Source organism: Acinetobacter sp. YH01010, assembly GCF_013420775.1.
Classification (GTDB): Bacteria; Pseudomonadota; Gammaproteobacteria; order Pseudomonadales; family Moraxellaceae; genus Acinetobacter; species Acinetobacter amyesii.
In genome coordinates this window covers 15,021-34,612 of sequence record NZ_VOYF01000010.1, presented here as the reverse complement: position 1 = coordinate 34,612, position 19,592 = coordinate 15,021, and the positions used below count along the sequence as shown (strand labels likewise).

The following is a 19,592-nucleotide window of genomic DNA, read 5'->3' as shown; positions in this document are numbered from 1 at the left end:
CATCTGAAAAAACTAAGATGATTTTAATAACGCAATTTGACACAACTTGAGCAGTTACATGCTGTACCACTTTGCAAAAATGATGCATAAATAATCAAAGAGAAGCAGCATATGTATTGATGGCATATATATTGCTTTATCTGATTTACAAAACATGACAAAAACATGGAGTTGCTATGCTGAAAGAAAATCGTAATACAACTTCAAATGGAATTGAGGGTTATGAGGCAAAGTTGGTTAATACTTCTGTCTCTACATTAAAAACTTTACCACTTGCTCGAGGATATGCGCTGTTTAATCAATTCAATTCGGATTTTTTTAATGAAATGCGCGACAGCAAAACGGTAGCTAATGAATCATGCCAACGGATAGAGCAGTGGTTATCACAGCATACGCTTGATGAATTGAAGCAACTAAATCAGGTTGCAAAACAACATTTTCTCTATGAAGGCATTACTTTTACAGTGTATGGCGAAGATGAGGGCATTGAACGCACCATACCTTATGATCTTATTCCGCGTGTGATTGCACGAAAGGAATGGAATAATTTATCTCTAGGCTGCGCACAGCGCGTGAAAGCACTCAATCTGTTTTTACATGATGTCTATCATCAACAAGATATTTTAAAAGCAGGAATTATTCCTGAACTGCAAGTCTTAACCCATGAAGCCTATTTGCCACAAATGTATATGCATGGGCTAAAAGGTAAAATTTATAGCCAAATCAGTGGCATTGATATCATCCGAGATCAATCAGGCGAATTTTACGTCCTTGAGGATAATCTTAGAACACCGTCTGGTGTGTCGTATATGCTAGAAAGCCGTAAGATCAGTCAAAAACTGATGCCTGAACTTTGCCAGCAAAGCAACATCATGGGGATTGAGCAGTATCCGCAGCTTTTACGTGAAATTCTTGCAGAAAATGCCTACGTCGATAACCCGTTTATCGTGGTTTTAACCCCAGGGCGTTTTAACAGTGCGTATTATGAACATGCCTTTTTGGCAAGGGAGATGGATGTACCCTTAGTGACATCGCGTGACCTTTATGTAGAAAACGATAAGGTTTATGTGAAAACCATTAAAGGCCGACAACAGGTTGATGTAATTTATCGTCGTGTGGATGATGCTTTTCTCGATCCATTATGTTTCAAACCTGACAGTACTTTGGGCGTAGCAGGGCTCATGTCAGCGTATATGCAACATAATGTGGTCATTGCAAATGCACCGGGAACAGGCGTAGCAGATGATAAATCGATTTATCCATATGTGGATAAAATGATTCATTTCTATTTAGGCGAACAAGCGATCCTGAAAAATGTGCCGACCTATCAATGTCGTGAGCAGAACGAATTGGATTATGTGCTCTCGAATATCGAAAAATTGGTGGTCAAAGAAGCGCAGGGTTCAGGTGGTTACGGCATGCTGATCGGTCCGCAAGCCTCTTTACAAGAATTAAATAGCTTTAAAGATAAAGTGGCCGCAGCACCACATTTATATATTGCACAGCCGACTTTAAATTTATCTGTCAGCCCAACCCTAAGTGAGGCGGGTGTTTCGGAACGCCATATCGATTTACGCCCATTTGTACTGAGTTCACCATATCGAACTGAAATTGTACCAGGTGGCTTAACTCGTGTCGCGATGCAAGCAGGTTCATTGGTAGTGAATTCTTCTCAAGGCGGCGGCATTAAAGATACGTGGGTAGTAGACGATTTACGCTCATAGCACTCCAGTGAAGGAGCAAAACATGATTTTATTAAACAGTAATGCAGAACATATTTTTTGGTTGGGGCGTTATTTAGCACGTACTCAATATTTATGCAGTATTTTCCCTTTTCAAGATGTTGATACGGCATTGAACTATGCACATGCTTTTTGTTTGCCAGCATTTGATGCCGACTCAATGAATGAGTTAGTTTTAAATGCGGAGCAGCCGGCGTCATTTTCCAGCCAATTTCAATATGCGCAAAGTAATATTCAGGACTTAAGGGGTGTACTTTCAGCAAAAAGTTATGCAGAACTCAGCCGTTTAATTCGTAATGCGAGTGATAACCCAGGTTATATCTGTGACGTGGTAACAGATTGCCAAGATGTTTTAGAGTCCGAATCTGAAGATGTATTTTTATTTTTTAGTTTAGGACAAGCCATAGAGCAGCTTGATCGCCAGTTACGCATGCAGCAGGACATTCAACACACCCTAGCGAAGATTGAACATATTGTCATGGCTTTGGTTCAGTTTGGATGGGAAAGCGTGCAAGAGGCATGGTTGGCACTTAAACAGCAGCCGAATAGCCAAAACTTCTACCATTTCAGTGATCATATCCAAAATATGTTTGAGGTGGCTGTATGAGGCTCATGATCAACCATCAGACCCATTATGTTTACACTGATGTGGTAAACAGAAGCATTCAATATATCAAAATGACCCCGTCCACCAATGCACACCAACAGGTGCAAAATTGGGATGTGAGTGTGCCGGGGCAGCGTGATATGCAATTGGATACTTTTGGTAATGTGTGGTTGACCACAACGCAGCGCGAACCTTATCTGCAAATGACCATTATGGCGCAGGGCATCGTAGAGATGAATTTGAGCTCAACAGATTCAAATGCGGATGATTTAAACCCGAAATTGTTTTTACAGCCAACGCCGAGTACGCAGTACGATATTCACATGAAAAGTTTTGCCGATTGCTATGTCCCTCGTATCAATCGTGCCAATCTGATTCGTTTGGCTGAAGCGATATTGGCGCATATTCCCTATGTATCGAATCAAACATCGGTACATACTTCAGCGATTGATGCTTTTCATCACCAGCAAGGGGTATGTCAGGATCATAGCCATGTCATGATCGCAATGTGTCGCTATTTGGGTATTCCTGCACGTTATATTTCTGGGTATTTATTTGTGCCGAATAGTAGCCACCTTGCCAGTCACGCTTGGGTAGAAGTGTATATCGAAAATAAATGGTATTGTTTTGATGTCAGTAATCAGCTATTTACACCACAATCACATATTTATGTCGCGATTGGGCGGGACTACTGGGATGTAGCTCCAGTTCGAGGCGTTCGTGATAAAGGTGGTATTGAGTCTATGAGCTCAATTGTACAAGTGCTGAGTTGTTAATCATTTGAGGGAAAAAAATGACCTATTGTTGTGCATTACGGTTAAAAGATGGCATGGTATTTATTAGTGATACACGGACAAATGCAGGTGTTGACCATATTTCAGTTTTTCGTAAACTTTATACCTTTGGTATTGCGGGTGAGCGATTTATTACCATCCAAACCTCTGGAAATTTAGCCACAACACAAGCAGTCATCGGGCATTTACACAATCAACTAGAGGTCAAACAAGAGCCGAATTTATATAGTGTAAATACGATGTTCGAAGTGGCTGAATTGGTCGGGCATACCTTAAAAAAAGTCATCTCAGATGTCACATCAGATACTTTAGAACAAAGTAATTATTACTGTAGTTTATTGGTAGGCGGTCAAATTGGCAGTGCAGATATGCAGTTATATAACATCTATCCGCAAGGCAACTTTATTTGTGCGACACCGGATACCCCATATTTTCAAATTGGTGAAAGCAAATATGGCAAGCCGATACTCGACCGAACTTTGCGTTACGATATGCCACTCGATGAAGCAATGCGTTGTAGCTTAATTTCTTTTGATTCAACGATACGCTCAAATGTATCTGTAGGTATGCCTTTAGATGCTTTGGTTTATAAAAAGGACAGTTTAGAAATACCAAATGGTAAGCGCATTTATGAAGAAGACCCATATTTCACCATGATCAGTAAAGGCTGGTCAGAGGCATTGCGTCAGGGTTTGATTGAATTGGCAAAACCAACAGCTGACTATTTTCAATAACCATTTGATCAACAAATCGATCAATTTAAAAAGTGAATAAAAAAAGCGAGATAAAAAAAAGCCCAGATTTGATCTGGGCTTTTTGATTTGGCGTAATTAAGCTAATTTACGTACAGGGCGCGCGCTCATACGGCATAATAATTCATAGCCAATGGTTCCGTTCGCTTCTGCAACGTCATCAACCAGACGATCTTTGCCCCAAAGCTCAACTTCAGTGCCTATCGGTGCATGCATACCGGTGATATCAATCGCAATCATATCCATGGCAACACGGCCAATCACACGCGTTTTCTGTCCATGGATGGATACATAGTTTTGTTTAGGGAAGGCACGTGGATAACCGTCACCATAACCAATCGACACAATCGCAAGATTCATTTCTTGTTCTGCAACGAAAGTCGATCCATAACCCACAGATTCACCAGCTTGAATGCTATTTAAAGCAATCACTTCAGCGGTAAAGGTCATCACCGGTTTAAGATCTAATGCTTCTACAGAACGGTCTGAGAAAGGTGTCGCGCCATATAGCATGATGCCTGGGCGAACAAAATCAAAATTCAGTTCTGGCCATTTGAAAATCGCAGCCGAGTTACAGCACGAACCCATGATTGGCGCACAAGCTTCTTTTACGTGTAAGAATTGTTCACGTTGTTGGTCATTTAAAGGATGATTTTCTGCGTCTGCATTGGCAAAGTGCATCGCCAGTACGCAAGTAAAACCTTCCGCCTTTAAAGCATTGATGACATCAATAATTTCAGGCACTTTAAAACCTAAACGGTTCATACCGCTGTTGAGTTTGACCCAAACTTTCAGACCTTGAGCAATATAGGCATCCTTATGTGCACGTAACCAATCTAGTTGTTGCTGATGATGCACCACACATTCAATTTTTTTATCGATGATAATTTGCATTTCATCATCTGAGAAAATGCCTTCAATTAAAGTAATGGGTTGTTCATAACCCAGTTCGCGAATTTCTAAGGCTTCTTCTAGGCAGGCAACACCGAAGGCATCACTGTCTTTTAAGGCTGCTAAGCAGTCTTTAACTCCATGTCCATAAGCATTGGCTTTCACCATGCTTACAATTTTAGCGGTTGGGGCAAGTTGTTTGACACGGTTTAAATTATATTGAAGTGCTTGTTGATCAATATAAACTGTAGCTTGGCGCACCCTAAATACTCCTACAGGGTCGATGAATTAATGGATGATAAAGAGTCTTTACTCTTCATCATCATACTGAGCATAAAACTCAGGGGAGAGGTTACTAAATTTGGTGTATTGACCTTCGAAGGCAAGACGCACAGTACCAATAGGACCGTTACGCTGTTTACCAATAATAATTTCTGCAGTACCAGCTTCTTTAGACTCTTTGTTATAAACCTCGTCGCGGTAAATAAACATGATCAAATCGGCATCCTGCTCGATCGCACCCGATTCACGTAAGTCGGACATCACTGGGCGTTTATTGGGACGGTTTTCCAGTGATCGGTTCAACTGAGACAGTGCAATCACAGGGCAGTGCATTTCTTTAGCCAGTGCCTTTAAGCTTCGGGAAATTTCCGAGATCTCGCCAACACGGTTATCGCCCATACCGGGTACTTTCATAAGCTGCAAATAATCGACCATGATACAGCCGAGTTTACCGCCGTGCATTTTGGCAATTCGGCGCGCACGGGCACGTACTTCCGTTGGAGGTAGTGCAGACGAATCATCGATATACAAATTCTTTTCTTGGAGATGCACAATGGTGCTGGTGACTTTTGACCATTCATCAGCATCCATTTTACCTGCACGTAAATGCCCTTGGTGTACACGACCGAACGAGGATATCAAACGCATGGCAATCGAGTCAGCGGGCATCTCCATAGAGTAAACTAGAGCGGGCAGGTTGTTATTAAACAGCACACTTTCAACCAAGTTCATGGCAAAAGTAGTTTTACCCATCGATGGACGGGCCGCCACAATAATCAAATCGCCTGCTTGCATACCTGAAGTTTTATTATCGAGTTCAACGAAGCCAGTGGTTAAACCGGTAATACTGCCTTCCGTTTGTGATAGTTCATTTAACTTATCAAAAACACTAGCAACAACTGAGTTAATCGCTTTCGGCCCTTGGGCTTTGGCGTTGTTATTGTGTTGTTCAGCAATAGAGAAAATATTGGTTTCAGCTAAGTCTAAAATTTCACTAACTGTGCGACCTTTGGTGTCATAGGCATTTTGTAAAATTTCTGAGCTGACTTTAATCATGCTGCGTAAAGTGGAAAACTCTTTAATTTTTGCAGCATACGTTTCAAGGTTATAGAAACTTGAAGGTGAATCTGACATCAGTTGCATCAGATATTCTTCGCCACCAGCAGCATCGAGCAAGTTTTGTTTAATTAGCCAGTCATTGACTAAGACCGCATCATAAGGTGAGCTATCTTTTGATAACTGGTCGATGGCACGGAAAATATATTTATGACGAGTCGCATAAAAATCAGCTTCAGTCAGTACATCACCCACTTGCTCAAAAGATTCTGCAACGGTCATCAGTGCAGCAAGCACAGCTTGTTCAATCGCAAGGTTATGGGGTGGGGTACGAAACTCTTTCAACGAACTTTGTTCTGTGGTTTTTGCTGTTGGCGTAGAGTTTGGCTTGCTGGCATTCGCCTGTGACATAAAAATCCCTGATGCTGAAACCATTTAATGTGATGGAAATGGGTGCTAATTACAGTTTTTTCAACTCTTCATTGAACTGAAATGATAGGCGTTTTCTACAGAAATGCGAACAAGTATTTCCGATTAATTCGTCATACATTGAATTGAATGAAGAGTTAAAAATATAAAAAAGTTGGAGCACTATTTTTTACAGATAAAAAAAGAGCATGCGTAAGCATGCTCTTTTCTTTGCAAGAAATTACTCAGCTACGATAGTAACTAGAACTTCTGCAACAACATCATGATGCAATTGGATTGCGATGTTGAATTCACCAGTGTTGCGAAGCGCACCATTTGGTAAACGAACTTCTGCGCGGTCTACAACAAGACCAGCATTAGTTAACGCGTCAGCGATGTCACGAGTACCGATAGAACCGAATAGTTTACCTTCGTCACCAGCTTTAGCAGTGATCACGATGTTAACTTCGTTCAATTGGTCAGCACGTGCTTGAGCAGCAGCTAATACCTCAGCTTCTTGTTTCTCAAGTTCAGCACGACGAGCTTCAAATGCAGCAGTGTTAGCTTCAGTAGCAGCAACTGCTTTACCTTGAGGGATAAGGAAGTTACGGCCGTAACCAGCTTTAACTGAAACTTTATCGCCTAATTTACCAAGGTTTTTAATGCGTTGTAATAAGATAATATCCACAGCTCAACCTCACTTATGATTGTCAGTGTAAGGGATCAAAGACAAGTAGCGAGCTTGTTTGATAGCAAGCGCTAATTGACGTTGGTAACGAGCTTTAGTACCTGTAATACGGCTAGGAACAATCTTGCCGTTTTCAGTGATGTACTGTTTTAAAGTGTCGATATCTTTGTAGTCGATGTACGTAACGTTCTCAGCTGTAAAGCGGCAGAACTTGCGACGACGGTAAAAACGTGCCATGTTATGTTCTCCTTATGCTTCAGCAGAGTCTTGAGCTTGTTGTGCTTCTTCACGTTGAGCTTTACGCGCACGTTTTTCTTCAGCACTCTTAGCCAATAGTGACTCTTCAGTGATAGCGTTTTCACGACGGATGATAAGGCTACGAATGATTGCGTCGTTGTAACGGAACAATTCTTCTAGCTCATCAAGAGTAGTTTGACCACACTCAACATTCATAAGAATGTAGTGAGCTTTGTGGATCTTGTTGATTGGGTAAGCCAATTGACGACGACCCCAGTCTTCAAGACGGTGGATTTGACCTTCAGCTTCTTTGATGTGAGTTAGGTAACGTTCTACCATACCCACAACTTGATCGCTTTGGTCTGGATGTACCAATAGTACGATTTCGTAGTGACGCATTGTCAGCTCCTTACGGTTTAGGCAGCCCCAATCATTAATTGATTGAAGCAAGGAGTCACAACCAAAGTTGTGTCGCAATAATTGCGAAGCGTGAATTTTAGAGCGTTTAGGTTTGAAATACAAGGCATGGATTTAAAATGCTTGAATTATTTATGGTTTAAGGCCGATTAGCGGTACGTAATAAAAACACCACATAACCTTTAAAATAAGGATCATTAATTAAATGTTGAGGTGCGTGCCAACGGCCATGTTGTACGAGGCCTATTTTATAGGGTAGTTTCAATTTTGAGACTTTATTCAGATAACTCGTGTAATTCTCGATCGTGGCACTACCACGATAAGTTTGAATGGCGATCTCATCAATATTGCGGCGCAATATACTGAGCGTTTGCTGATCTTGAACATTGGTCCAATCCATTAAACCAGTAATGCTTAAACGATATTTTTGAGGTAGTTGCTTTCGTATATTTTCAAGGAATAAGGCATATTGATGAATGTTTTTAGTTTTGGCGTCAAAATCGATTTGTAAGCCTTGGATCTGATTGCCGTTATTTTCCCAATGTTTAAGCCGCTGCAAAATTTGCTGAATATTGTTATTTGACCATTGTAAATGATGGCTACGGATTACAATCCAAATTTTCTGCTGTGGTTTATGGAGGACTTGAATACCTTGTGGGATAAACTCGGATTGCTTTAAAGGTTTATTCCAATTCATTTCACCTTGTAAAATATAAAGCTCTGAGGCTTGCTGTAAGTAGGGGCTACTAGAAATATTGCCCCAAATCCAAAAACTTGAATAATGTGCTGCATCAACACATTGCTGTAATTCGGTTTGAGCTTGTTGTGTATTTCCAGATTGGGCCGGTGTGCAAGCTGTACACAGAGCTATACTCAAGATAAGCAAAAGTCGAAATGTTCTTGACCACTTGATCACCTGCAAAATCATCATCAATTACCAATAATATTTTAGAGATTTAGCCCAGCTGGTTTCAGGATAGTCGCGTTTGATTTGATCAAACCATTGTTTTCGAACCGACTTATTTACATCTTTGTCTTGGCATTCATTATTGCCACTTGGCGCATAACATTGAATGGCACGGTACAGCGCATAAGCCGTTAATTCAGATTTTGTCCCTGTTTTAATAATGTTTTTATATACATCGCCACGGGCAAAATAAGTACCCTTGAAACTTTGCAGTGAATGATCAGGCAGGTAGTTGAGATTTAGTATGTTATAGGCTTGTGAACTACGCACATATTCACCTAAGCATAAATTAAGGCTCAGGTCTTTTGGGTTGACTTGCAATTGTTGGGTCAAAGTTGCCAAGTCAGGACATTTAATCGAATTGCTCACGCTTGCACCTTTCCATAAGAAATTTGCAAATGGTGGCTGATTGCGAAACTTCTCCGCAGTGTTTTGTTCAGTATTAAATTGAGCCGCGTTGCTTGGTAATTCACGGTACGCTTGGTTAAATAAATCAAAGTTTTGATAAGCCAATGACTTATTTAGTAGGGTATAAAGCGCAACATTTTTTTGATCTTGTGTGGCCACGTTATTTTTGACTACAGACATTAAACTTTGTTCATTCGCTGCATCGACTAAATATTGTTGCTGTAGATAAGCTTGCTTGATTTTGGCTGAAGAACCAATAAATTGTGCAGTATTTTGCTGTTGAGCATAGTAGCGATAGAGCATAAGTTCAGCCAATCCACGTTGTTCGGCGGTTTTGCTGATGGAAAGTAGGTTTTCCCAATATTTTTGAGTGGCCTGATTTCGCCCACTAGCTTCCAGAATACGGCCTTTAAGTAGTAACTGACTCAACTGTAGATAACTGTTGATGCTGCTCGGTACTTGTTGTGGCAGATATTTGAGTGCTTCTTGTGCTTTGTTTTGCACATTAAATAAGTGATTTGCCTGCAAATACTGAAACAGTTCTGGTGAATCTTTAAAATATTTTTTCTGTGCGTTTAACTCAGCCCATGAAATGACCACATCATCGGCCATTTCTTTTTTGCGCATATGCATAAGGTCATAAATGCTAAGAAAAAATGGATCTTTCAAATTTTTGACATTGAGTCTATTACTTTGAAAAACATGTCGATCTAATTCATAAGGTAGATTTGGCAATTCTAAATTATAGACGCTGGATGTTGGATGATTGATTTGCCAAACATATTCATTGATCAGTAAATCGTGTTTACCGCTGAGCCAAAAACCACGTCTTAATAAACCGCGTGCGCTTGCAGCATATTGACCCTGCGGATAGAGCTTAAAGTACTGAGTAATGTTATTAAAAAAAGTGGTTAATAAGTTTTGATTGAGTTTGTCATGTACTAAATCACCATATTCACCAACACCACTTTGATAGGCTTCATTTAAGGTGCTACGAATAAGCATATATTGAGAAGTTTCTTTTAACCACGCTTGATCAACATTGGTTAGTACTGAATAAATCTTAGTCGCTGTGGAAAAGTGAGTATTATAAAAAGAGATCGTTGCATTTAGATAGGATACATATTGACGTGCAGCGGCAGACCAATTTGGATTCACGCTCAGTAAAGCTAATGTGTTTTCACAATTATTAATTTTTTCACGCTCATGGATCAACATGTCTTTTTCACTGCTTGAAAGCTTAGTGTCCGTTTTGACTTGTTGAATAAACGCGTGCGCACCATTTTGCAGGCTATTGCAATGCTCGTTATAGCTTAAATCTGGTGCTTTTAGAGGTTTGCGTGCATTTGGCAATTTATTGTGGCTATTCACTAAAAGACTGGAAACTTCAAAAGGAACTTTGCTATAGCTAGTTGTCCATAAAGTGGATTTTTCTTCTTGAATATTAAATTTGGCAATGCCTAAATCGCTAAGCAACAGCAGCATATTGGTTTGATTGTCATTTGCCGGCGTGAGCGCAGGCAATTCATTGCATGCAGTATAGGCAGTGGTCTGAATTTCAGTCGAAGGTTCACAATAGACATCCATACCTGCATGACTGTGTGCACTAAAGAAAATGCCAAAAGGAATAAATGATGTGAAAAGAGCAGAGCGAAGAATTTTTTGTTGAGAAGACATAAGGCACAGTTATTTATAATTGTAGGTGCAATGATATCAAGTGGAGAAAGTTGATTGAAGATGCCTAGAAATAAAAAAGATAGAGTAAAACTCTATCTTCTTTAAAAAAATACAATTGGCTTTAGAGGGGCAGTGGAGGTAAAACTAAAAATTAAACTAATCACTGTGATCAATTTGACCGAAAACATGAAATATTGTTTTGCCCAAACTTGATCATCTTCAGCTTTGAATCCTTGAATGGTTAAATAAATCCAATACAGACTTAAGGCATTCAGGACAATCATATAAATCCAATTGGCATAACCATAAAAGTATAAGCCGTTCATGGTAATGCAGAACAAAAACACATAAACCAAAGACTCAACTTTGGTACGGTGAATTGAACGAGCTACAGGTAAAATTGGAATACCTGCATTTTTGTAATCATCAAATCGGTAAACAGCAATTCCCCAAGAATGAGGCATTTGCCAAAATGCATAACCAATAAAAATCAGTAATGCACCTAAATCAAACTGGTTTGCAACAGCCGTATACCCGATTACAGGTGGTGCTGCGCCAGAAAGACTGCCGATAATGGTTTGATGAATTGTTGTTCGTTTTGTCCATAAGCTGTAAAAACCAACGTATACGACAAAACCAATAACAGCAAAAAGAAAAGCGTAAGCATTTACCCAGAACCATAAAATGCTAAAACCAATTACACCTAAAACTAAAGCAAAAACTAAAGCAACAGGAATCGAGATTGATTTTTTAACCATCGCACGATTTTGTGTGCGTTGCATTTTTGAGTCGATGTCTTGGTCAATAACGTTATTGACAACACATCCAGAAGCGACCACAAAGAGGGTGCCTAAGAGGGTAAGAAGCAACAGAAGGAAATCTACAGAACCTTGGGCAGCTACAAAGTAGCCACCCAAAGCGGTAACAAAGTTACCAAAGAGAATTCCTGGTTTAGTCAGGAATAAATACTTTTTCAGCATGACGACCAGTTTAGATCATCATGTTGAAGTGAAGGTAGTTCATAATCCACACAGAACCTACTAAAAGGATAGCAATTGTGAGGATTGTATAAACAAATGCAATCACGTTCCAGCGTTGCTCTGAAGAAGAGTTCATATGCAGGAAGTAAACTAACTGAATAAGAACCTGAGCAACCGCAGTAATCGCGATTACGGCAACCAATAGACCGCGGCTAAAACCACCTGCCATTACCATACCGAATGGAATTACGGTAAGTAGAACAGAAAGGATAAAACCGATTGTATATTGTTTAACGTTACCGTGAGCTGCACCAGCAGAGTTATGATCGTGACTCATTAGATAACTCCCATCAAGTAAACAACGCTGAATACGCAGATCCAAACGATGTCAAGGAAGTGCCAGAACAAGCTTAGGCAAGCAAGACGACGAGTGTTTGGAAGTGTCAAACCATATTTCTTGATTTGGAACATCAACACAAGCATCCATACCAAACCAGAAGTTACGTGAATACCGTGCGTACCAACTAAAGTAAAGAACGCAGATAAGAACGCACTTGTGCTTGGGCCATGACCAGCATGAACTAAATGATTGAACTCATAAAGTTCCATGCCAATGAAGGCTGCACCAAATACCCAAGTAACTGCTAACCAAGTTAAAACTTGACCAACATTTTTCTTGTATGCTGCAAGAACAGCAAAACCAAAAGTTACAGAAGAGATAAGAAGGGCGAAAGTTTCAGTTAAAACGAAACCTAAAGATTCACCAAACAGCTCTTGTGCACTTGGCGTACCCACTGGAACGTGGCTACTTAATACAGCGAACGCGATGAAGAGTGTCCCGAAAAGAACCAAGTCACTCATCAAGTAAGTCCAGAAACCAAAGACAGTGATGTCAGTATCATCGTGATGATGATGCTCGTCATGTCCGTGGTTGTCGTGATGAAGTACTTCAGCCATTGTCTTAGTCCTTCTTCAAGTGTTTTTCAAGAAGCGCATAGCGTTCGTTTTCGATACGTTCAACTTCTGCAGCAGGAACATAGTAATCCACTTTCTTAGTGAAAGAAGAAACGATGAAGCTAATGATTGCAGCAATGAAAGTAACAACTACTAACCACCAAATATGCCAGATTAATGCGAAGCCCATAACTGTAATAAACATTGCAATTACGAAACCAGCCGCACGGTTTGTTGGCATGTGGATGTCTTCATAGGTAGTTGGTTTAGCGTATGCAACACCATTTTCTTTGTCAGTCCAGAAAGTATCAATACCATTGATCTTTGGAAGATAAGCAAAGTTATAGAATGGTGAAGGAGATGAAGTAGCCCACTCAAGAGTACGACCATCCCAGATATCGCCAGTAACGTCCATGTTGTCTTTGCGTTGAAGGAAACCAACAACAATTTGCATAACAAAACAGAAGATACCGATAGCAACCAATACAGAACCAAATAAAGCGATCGCTAAGTACGGATCCCATTCAGGGTTGTCATATGTATTCAAACGACGAGTCATACCCATGAAACCAAGGATATAAAGTGGCATGAATGCAAAGTAGAAACCGAAGAACCAGAACCAGAACGCTGCTTTACCCCAAGTTTCATTTAGTTTCCAACCAAACATTTTTGGCCAGTAGAAAATGATACCCGCGAACATCGCGAACACTACACCACCAATAATTACGTTATGGAAGTGAGCGATAAGGAATAAAGAGTTGTGTACTAAGAAGTCCGCTGGTGGAACTGCCATTAATACGCCTGTTAAACCACCAATACCGAAAGTCACAAGGAAGCCAAGTGTCCAAAGCATTGGAGTTGTATAGGTGATGCGGCCCTTGTACATGGTGAATAACCAAGAGAAGATTTTCACACCAGTTGGGATCGCAATGATCATGGTCATGATACCGAAGAACGCGTTAACGTTGGCACCAGCACCCATTGTAAAGAAGTGGTGAACCCAAACAACCAGTGAAAGAACACCAATTGCTACAGTTGCGTACACCATAGATTTGTAGCCGAACAACGCTTTGCGTGAGAACACAGCAGTAACTTCTGAGTAAATACCAAAAGCAGGTAATACCAAGATGTAAACTTCTGGGTGGCCCCAAGTCCAAATCAAGTTTACATACAACATTGGGCTACCACCCATGTCATTTGTAAAGAAGTGGAAGCCGAAGTAACGGTCAAGTGAAAGCATTGCAATAGTTGCAGTCAAAACTGGGAAAGTTGCAACGATAAGCACTACAGTAACTAATGCAGTCCAAGTGAAAATAGGCATGTCCATAAGTTTCATGCCAGGCGCACGCATTTTGATGATGGTAACGAAGAAGTTAACACCAGTAAGAAGCGTACCTAGACCAGAAACCTGAAGTGCCCAGATATAGTAGTCTACACCTACACCTGGAGAGTATTCGATGCCAGAAAGTGGAGGGTAAGCCATCCAACCTGTTGCAGCGAATTCACCAATTGCAAGAGAAGCCATCATTAAGCCCGCAGCGCCGGCAAATAACCAGAAGCTTAGAGAGTTTAATAATGGGAATGCTACGTCACGCGCACCAATTTGAAGTGGTACAGCAACGTTCATTAAACCAACAACTAGACCCATTGCTACGAAGAAGATCATGATTACGCCGTGGGCAGTAAAGATCTGGTCATAGTGTTCTGGGTGTAAGTAACCTTCACCGCCACCTTTTGCAAGGAACAGTTGAAGACGCATCATAATCGCATCGGCAAAACCACGCACAAGCATGACAATTGACACGAGGATATACATGATACCAATTTTTTTATGGTCTACAGATGTGAACCATTCGTTCCACAAGTAGCCCCATTTTTTAAAGTAGGTGATACCAGCAACAACTGCGATACCGCCAAGGATCATCATTGCAACAGTAACCAACACGATTGGATCGTGTGGAATTGCATCTGGTCCTAACTTACCTAATAAGCTCATGTCTTATTCCCCTGCAACAGTCGCATGTTCAACGCCTGCATGAGCTTCAGAAGCAGCAGCTTCGTGTCCAACAGTAGCTGTATGATCAGCACCGTGGTAGTTACTCATGTATTTATTGATCACTGATTCGAACAATTTAGGTTCTACTGAAGAGTAATAAGTCACTGGATGTGGCTTAGTAGGGTAAGGCTTCATTGCTTCAGCTTTAGCCTTTTCTTCAGGAGTAGTTGCTCTAGCAACTAAAGCTTCGATCTGATGTTTAGAGCGGTCGCCGTCTTTAAGAGTTTGGAATTCAGCTTGGTCTAAAACAGTTTTTTGAACTGCTTGTGGATTCACTGAAGTACCATTACCAGCTTTAACAGCAGAAACCCATTCAGCAAACTGAGTATCTGTCACAGAGTGAGCGCGGAAGCGCATTTGTGAGAAACCGTAACCTGAGTAGTTAGATGAGAAACCACGGAAGCCTTCAGCAGGACTAAGTTCGTCAGCTAAAAGGTTCAGGTGAGTTTGCATACCCGCCATTGCATAAATCTGACCACCTAACGCAGGGATGAAGAATGAGTTCATCGTAAAGTTAGATGTAATACGAAGCGATACCGGAGTTTTCTCTGGGAAACGCATTTCGTTTACAGTCGCGATGCCTTGTTCCGGGTAGATAAAGATCCATTTAAATTGTTCAGCAATAACTTGAACTGTTAATGGTGCTTTTTCTGATTTTAATGGTTTGTATGGATCGTACTCGTGTGAGCCCCACCATGTTAATGCCGCTAAAATACCAATAATAATGACAGGAATACCCCAAACTACAACTTCAATTGCAGTCGAGTGTGCCCAAGTAGGTTTATAGTCTGCATCTTTATTTGACGCGCGATATTTCCAACCAAACCATAACGCCATAAGTGCTGATGGAATAACGACCAACAACATTAGGTAGATCGCAGTAAGCATGAGGTTTGATTGACCTTCAGCAACTGGACCTTTTGAGTTTAGAAGTACCATATCACCACCACACCCAGTTAAGAGTGCAGCGATCGCAGATAAAGACAATACAGCTAAAATTGTTTGTCTCATTTTACAACCTCGGTGAAGAGTCCCATTCCCTAAATTTAAAATTTGGGATAGCGAATAAAGTGTCGCATGATTGTGATTTTTTCAGACATGAAAAAACAGTCACAATGATGCGACACCGCTACGTTGTAGGGCATTATGCCTGATATCGGCAAACTAAGCTATACATAAAGATGCTTTAAATGACTGTATTAAAACCCTATTTTGCTAGTCGGGATTGTATTTTTTTTATCTAAATTTTATTTTAATTTCAATATAATGCACAAAAAAGGGATGAAAAAATCATCCCTGAATAAAAGTGAAAATTATTGGTTTATTACCTTGGTTTTTGCCAATTTGTCATGCAAGGTTTGATGCTTCTTGCCGAAAATGAAAACGGAATCGATGATTACGCTTAATGGCATTGATAAAAAGTTCAGGAAAATAAATAAAACACTGCGTAAAGTGAAGCCACGCATGAGGTTTACAGGTTGACTGGTTTCGGCATCTACAATTTTAATCTTGGTGATTTTTTTACCAATGCTTTGACCTGATTTAGCAATCAAATACGCTTGAATGAAAAGCATGATAAATAGGTAGGCAAACATTGCAATCCAAGCTTGGTTGGAAAACATTTCAACCATTTGTGTTTGTAATGCCTGTAAAACATTGGGGTCAGCATTTGGGGTCATCACAGCTTGCATAAACTGTTCATTCAGATTTGCAAATTGTGTCTTTTCACTTGGACTAAAAAATGCCGTTAAGATAAAAGTTGCTGGTATCCAAAGCAGTAAATCGACGATTTTCGCCAAAACACGTTTAGGAATACTAGCTAGGCTAGTTTGCTCTTGTACCGCTTGAGGCTGTGCATAGGTATTTGATGGCGTAGTTGCAGTTTGATTTGATTCGAATGCTGTTGGTGCAGTATATCCTGCAGGCATATAAACCAACTGACCTTGAGTGAGTTCACCCAAAGCTTTCCATTCGGTCATACCTTGGTGCCAAACCAAGTCCGTGAGTAACACTTGTTGGCTCGCGAGCATTTGGTTAAGTTGTTCTAAGGTGTAGGGACCAGCTTGTTGGTTATTTCGTGCCAAGTAAATCTGCATAAAACTAAAATCTCAAAAAACGTCTGTAAAAGTATAAATAAAAAAAAAGACCCACATGTGGGTCTTTTTTTAACACAGTTTATTAAGCTTGTTGAGCTTTTTCTTCAGAAAGGAAGAACCATGTGTCTAATACTGAGTCTGGGTTAAGCGAAACAGACTCGATGCCTTGTTCCATTAACCATTTAGCTAGGTCAGGGTGGTCTGAAGGACCTTGACCACAAATACCTACGTATTTGCCAGCTTTACGACAAGCATGAATTGCCATAGAAAGAAGTGCTTTAACGGCTGGATCGCGTTCATCAAATAGGTGAGAAACGATACCAGAGTCACGGTCTAGACCGAGTGTTAACTGAGTTAAGTCGTTAGAACCGATAGAGAAACCGTCGAAGTGTTCAAGGAACTGTTCAGCCAACAATGCGTTAGTTGGAAGTTCACACATCATGATCACTTTAAGACCATTTTCACCACGTTTAAGACCGTTAAGCGCTAACAATTCAATAACACGTTTCGCTTCAGCAACAGTACGTACGAAAGGAATCATGATTTGAATGTTAGTTAAGCCCATTTCGTCACGTGCTTTTTTCAGTGCGCGGCATTCAAGTTCGAAGCAGTCACGGAAATTGTCAGACACATAACGGCTTGCACCACGGAAGCCAAGCATTGGGTTTTCTTCTTCAGGTTCGTATAACTTACCACCGATTAAGTTTGCGTATTCGTTTGACTTAAAGTCAGACATACGAACAATCACTGGTTTGTCAGCAAACGCTGCAGCAAGAGTAGAAATACCTTCAACTAGTTTTTCAACATAGAATTCGATAGGGGATGCATAACCCGCAGTACGTGACATTACAGCAGCACGAGTTTCACGTGGTAAGCTGTCAATGTTAAGCAATGCTTTAGGGTGTACACCGATCATACGGTTGATGATGAACTCAAGACGAGCAAGACCAACACCTTCGTTAGGAATTTGAGCAAAGTCAAATGCGCGGTCAGGGTTACCTACGTTCATCATGATTTTGAACGGAAGTTTAGGCATAGATTCGATAGAGTTGCGTTGGATTTCAAAGTCCAAAGAACCTTCGTAAATAAAGCCTGTGTCACCTTCAGCGCAAGACACAGTCACTTCTTGACCGTCAGTCAATACTTCAGTTGCATTACCACAACCTACGATTGCAGGAACACCAAGTTCACGTGCAATAATCGCAGCGTGACAAGTACGACCACCACGGTTAGTGACAATCGCAGCAGCACGTTTCATTACTGGTTCCCAATCTGGGTCAGTCATGTCAGATACAAGTACGTCGCCGTCTTGAACTTTGTCCATTTCTTTGATTGAAGTCACGATACGCACGCGACCAGAACCAATACGTTGACCGATTGAACGACCTTCACAAATCACATTACCTTTTTGTTTAAGAAGGTAGCGTTCCATTGTGCCTACATTTTGACGGCTCTTCACAGTTTCAGGACGTGCTTGAACGATATAGATTTGGCCATCATCGCCATCTTTCGCCCATTCGATGTCCATTGCTGAACCGTAATGGTTTTCAATGATCAATGCTTGTTTAGCAAGTTCTTGAAGTTCGTGGTCATTTAAAGCGAATTGTTGACGATCTGCTTTTTCAACGTCTACAACAACCACTGATTTACCCGCAGCACCTTCTTCACCATAAATCATTTTTTGGTGTTTAGAACCAAGGTTACGACGTAATACAGCGTGTTTTCCTGCATTTAGAAGTGGTTTAGATACATAGAATTCGTCAGGGTTAACTGCACCTTGTACAACCATTTCACCCAAGCCATAAGATGCTGTGATGAAAACTGCGTCACGGAAACCAGATTCTGTATCAAGTGTAAACATTACACCAGCAGCACCTGTTTCAGAGCGAACCATGCGTTGAACACCAGCAGATAACGCAACGACGTCATGTGCGAAGTTTTGGTGTACACGGTAAGAAATTGCGCGGTCGTTATAAAGTGAAGCAAATACTTCTTTAATCGCAACAAGGATGTTATCGATACCACGGATGTTCAAGAAAGTTTCTTGTTGGCCTGCAAATGAAGCGTCTGGTAAGTCTTCTGCAGTTGCAGATGAACGAACGGCAACCGCGATTTCAGGGTTGCCGTTTGAAAGAGCTGTGAAAGCTTCACGAATTTCTTTTTCAAGTTCAGCAGTCAGCGGAGTGTCTACAATCCATTGACGGATTTTCGCACCAGTTTCAGCAAGTGCATTTACATCGTCAACATTGAGTGCAGCAAGTTCAGCGTTAATTTTAGCGTTCAGGCCACTTTGCTCGAGGAATTCACGATATGCTTGAGCTGTAGTAGCAAAACCACCAGGAACAGATACACCAGCATTTGCGAGATGGCTGATCATTTCACCTAATGATGAGTTTTTACCGCCCACGAGTTCTACGTCGTGTTTCCCTAATTTTTCTAGACCAATTACGCGCGCTTCCAAAGTTGTTACTCCACTTTTGCAGTATTAATCACTATCTTGGCATGAAATTATAACAAATTACTTAGCATTCTAAATTTACTAAGTGACAGTCATGTAAGATGGTTTACTATAATGATTAT

18 protein-coding genes are annotated in these 19,592 nt (G+C 40.7%); 4 read left to right on the top strand and 14 right to left on the bottom strand.

Annotation, left to right across the window (positions count from 1 at the left end):
• Positions 1-176 precede the first annotated feature (176 nt).
• From FTT77_RS10330 to FTT77_RS10315, 4 genes are read left to right on the top strand one after another with little or no spacing between them, the layout of a single operon-like run.
• Positions 177-1,724, top strand: a complete 1,548-nt coding sequence (locus FTT77_RS10330) for a circularly permuted type 2 ATP-grasp protein (protein WP_180109235.1) — start codon at positions 177-179, stop codon at positions 1,722-1,724.
• 22 nt (positions 1,725-1,746) lie between these two features.
• Positions 1,747-2,349: an alpha-E domain-containing protein gene (locus FTT77_RS10325; RefSeq protein WP_168377743.1), complete on the top strand. Its 603-nt coding sequence runs from the start codon at positions 1,747-1,749 to the stop codon at positions 2,347-2,349.
• On the top strand, positions 2,346-3,125 hold the full coding sequence (locus tag FTT77_RS10320; protein WP_180109236.1) for a transglutaminase family protein: 780 nt from the start codon (positions 2,346-2,348) through the stop codon (positions 3,123-3,125). Before FTT77_RS10325 ends, FTT77_RS10320 begins: the two co-directional genes overlap by 4 nt.
• Before the next feature lie 17 nt (positions 3,126-3,142).
• Positions 3,143-3,877, top strand: a complete 735-nt coding sequence (locus FTT77_RS10315; RefSeq protein WP_180109237.1) for a proteasome-type protease — start codon at positions 3,143-3,145, stop codon at positions 3,875-3,877.
• A 96-nt stretch (positions 3,878-3,973) separates the two neighbouring features.
• Here the strand turns inward: FTT77_RS10315 and alr are convergent, their stop codons facing one another.
• The 14 genes from alr to ppsA form a co-directional block, all read right to left on the bottom strand.
• A complete protein-coding gene (gene alr, locus FTT77_RS10310) occupies positions 3,974-5,047 on the bottom strand; it encodes an alanine racemase (RefSeq protein ID WP_180109238.1) in 1,074 nt (357 codons plus the stop codon).
• 48 nt (positions 5,048-5,095) lie between these two features.
• Positions 5,096-6,535, bottom strand: a complete 1,440-nt coding sequence (dnaB, locus tag FTT77_RS10305) for a replicative DNA helicase (protein ID WP_078188586.1) — start codon at positions 6,533-6,535, stop codon at positions 5,096-5,098.
• Positions 6,536-6,773: 238 nt separating this feature from the next.
• On the bottom strand, positions 6,774-7,220 hold the full coding sequence (gene rplI, locus FTT77_RS10300; protein WP_078188585.1) for a 50S ribosomal protein L9: 447 nt from the start codon (positions 7,218-7,220) through the stop codon (positions 6,774-6,776).
• A gap of 9 nt (positions 7,221-7,229) precedes the next feature.
• Complete coding sequence (gene rpsR, locus FTT77_RS10295; RefSeq protein ID WP_004278792.1) at positions 7,230-7,457, bottom strand: 30S ribosomal protein S18; 228 nt, start codon at positions 7,455-7,457, stop codon at positions 7,230-7,232.
• A 12-nt stretch (positions 7,458-7,469) separates the two neighbouring features.
• Positions 7,470-7,856, bottom strand: a complete 387-nt coding sequence (gene rpsF, locus FTT77_RS10290; protein ID WP_004696436.1) for a 30S ribosomal protein S6 — start codon at positions 7,854-7,856, stop codon at positions 7,470-7,472.
• Between the two features lie 157 nt (positions 7,857-8,013).
• The gene (locus FTT77_RS10285) at positions 8,014-8,802 is read right to left on the bottom strand and encodes a DUF3142 domain-containing protein (RefSeq protein ID WP_180007955.1); all 789 of its coding nucleotides are present in this window, start codon (positions 8,800-8,802) and stop codon (positions 8,014-8,016) included.
• A 6-nt stretch (positions 8,803-8,808) separates the two neighbouring features.
• Positions 8,809-10,926, bottom strand: a complete 2,118-nt coding sequence (locus tag FTT77_RS10280; protein ID WP_180007908.1) for a hypothetical protein — start codon at positions 10,924-10,926, stop codon at positions 8,809-8,811.
• A gap of 101 nt (positions 10,927-11,027) precedes the next feature.
• Complete coding sequence (gene cyoE, locus FTT77_RS10275) at positions 11,028-11,906, bottom strand: heme o synthase (RefSeq protein WP_180007909.1); 879 nt, start codon at positions 11,904-11,906, stop codon at positions 11,028-11,030.
• 10 nt (positions 11,907-11,916) lie between these two features.
• Entirely contained in the window at positions 11,917-12,243 is a 327-nt protein-coding gene (locus FTT77_RS10270) for a cytochrome o ubiquinol oxidase subunit IV (RefSeq protein ID WP_078188582.1), read from the bottom strand.
• Positions 12,243-12,863, bottom strand: a complete 621-nt coding sequence (gene cyoC, locus FTT77_RS10265; RefSeq protein WP_078188581.1) for a cytochrome o ubiquinol oxidase subunit III — start codon at positions 12,861-12,863, stop codon at positions 12,243-12,245. Before cyoC ends, FTT77_RS10270 begins: the two co-directional genes overlap by 1 nt.
• Before the next feature lie 4 nt (positions 12,864-12,867).
• Positions 12,868-14,856: a cytochrome o ubiquinol oxidase subunit I gene (cyoB, locus tag FTT77_RS10260; protein WP_078188580.1), complete on the bottom strand. Its 1,989-nt coding sequence runs from the start codon at positions 14,854-14,856 to the stop codon at positions 12,868-12,870.
• 3 nt (positions 14,857-14,859) lie between these two features.
• Entirely contained in the window at positions 14,860-15,927 is a 1,068-nt protein-coding gene (gene cyoA / locus FTT77_RS10255; protein ID WP_078188579.1) for a ubiquinol oxidase subunit II, read from the bottom strand.
• 302 nt (positions 15,928-16,229) lie between these two features.
• Positions 16,230-17,012: an RDD family protein gene (locus FTT77_RS10250; RefSeq protein WP_180109239.1), complete on the bottom strand. Its 783-nt coding sequence runs from the start codon at positions 17,010-17,012 to the stop codon at positions 16,230-16,232.
• A gap of 82 nt (positions 17,013-17,094) precedes the next feature.
• Positions 17,095-19,473, bottom strand: coding sequence for a phosphoenolpyruvate synthase (gene ppsA / locus FTT77_RS10245; RefSeq protein ID WP_078188577.1), 2,379 nt, complete (start codon positions 19,471-19,473; stop codon positions 17,095-17,097).
• Between the last annotated feature and the right edge of the window lie 119 nt (positions 19,474-19,592).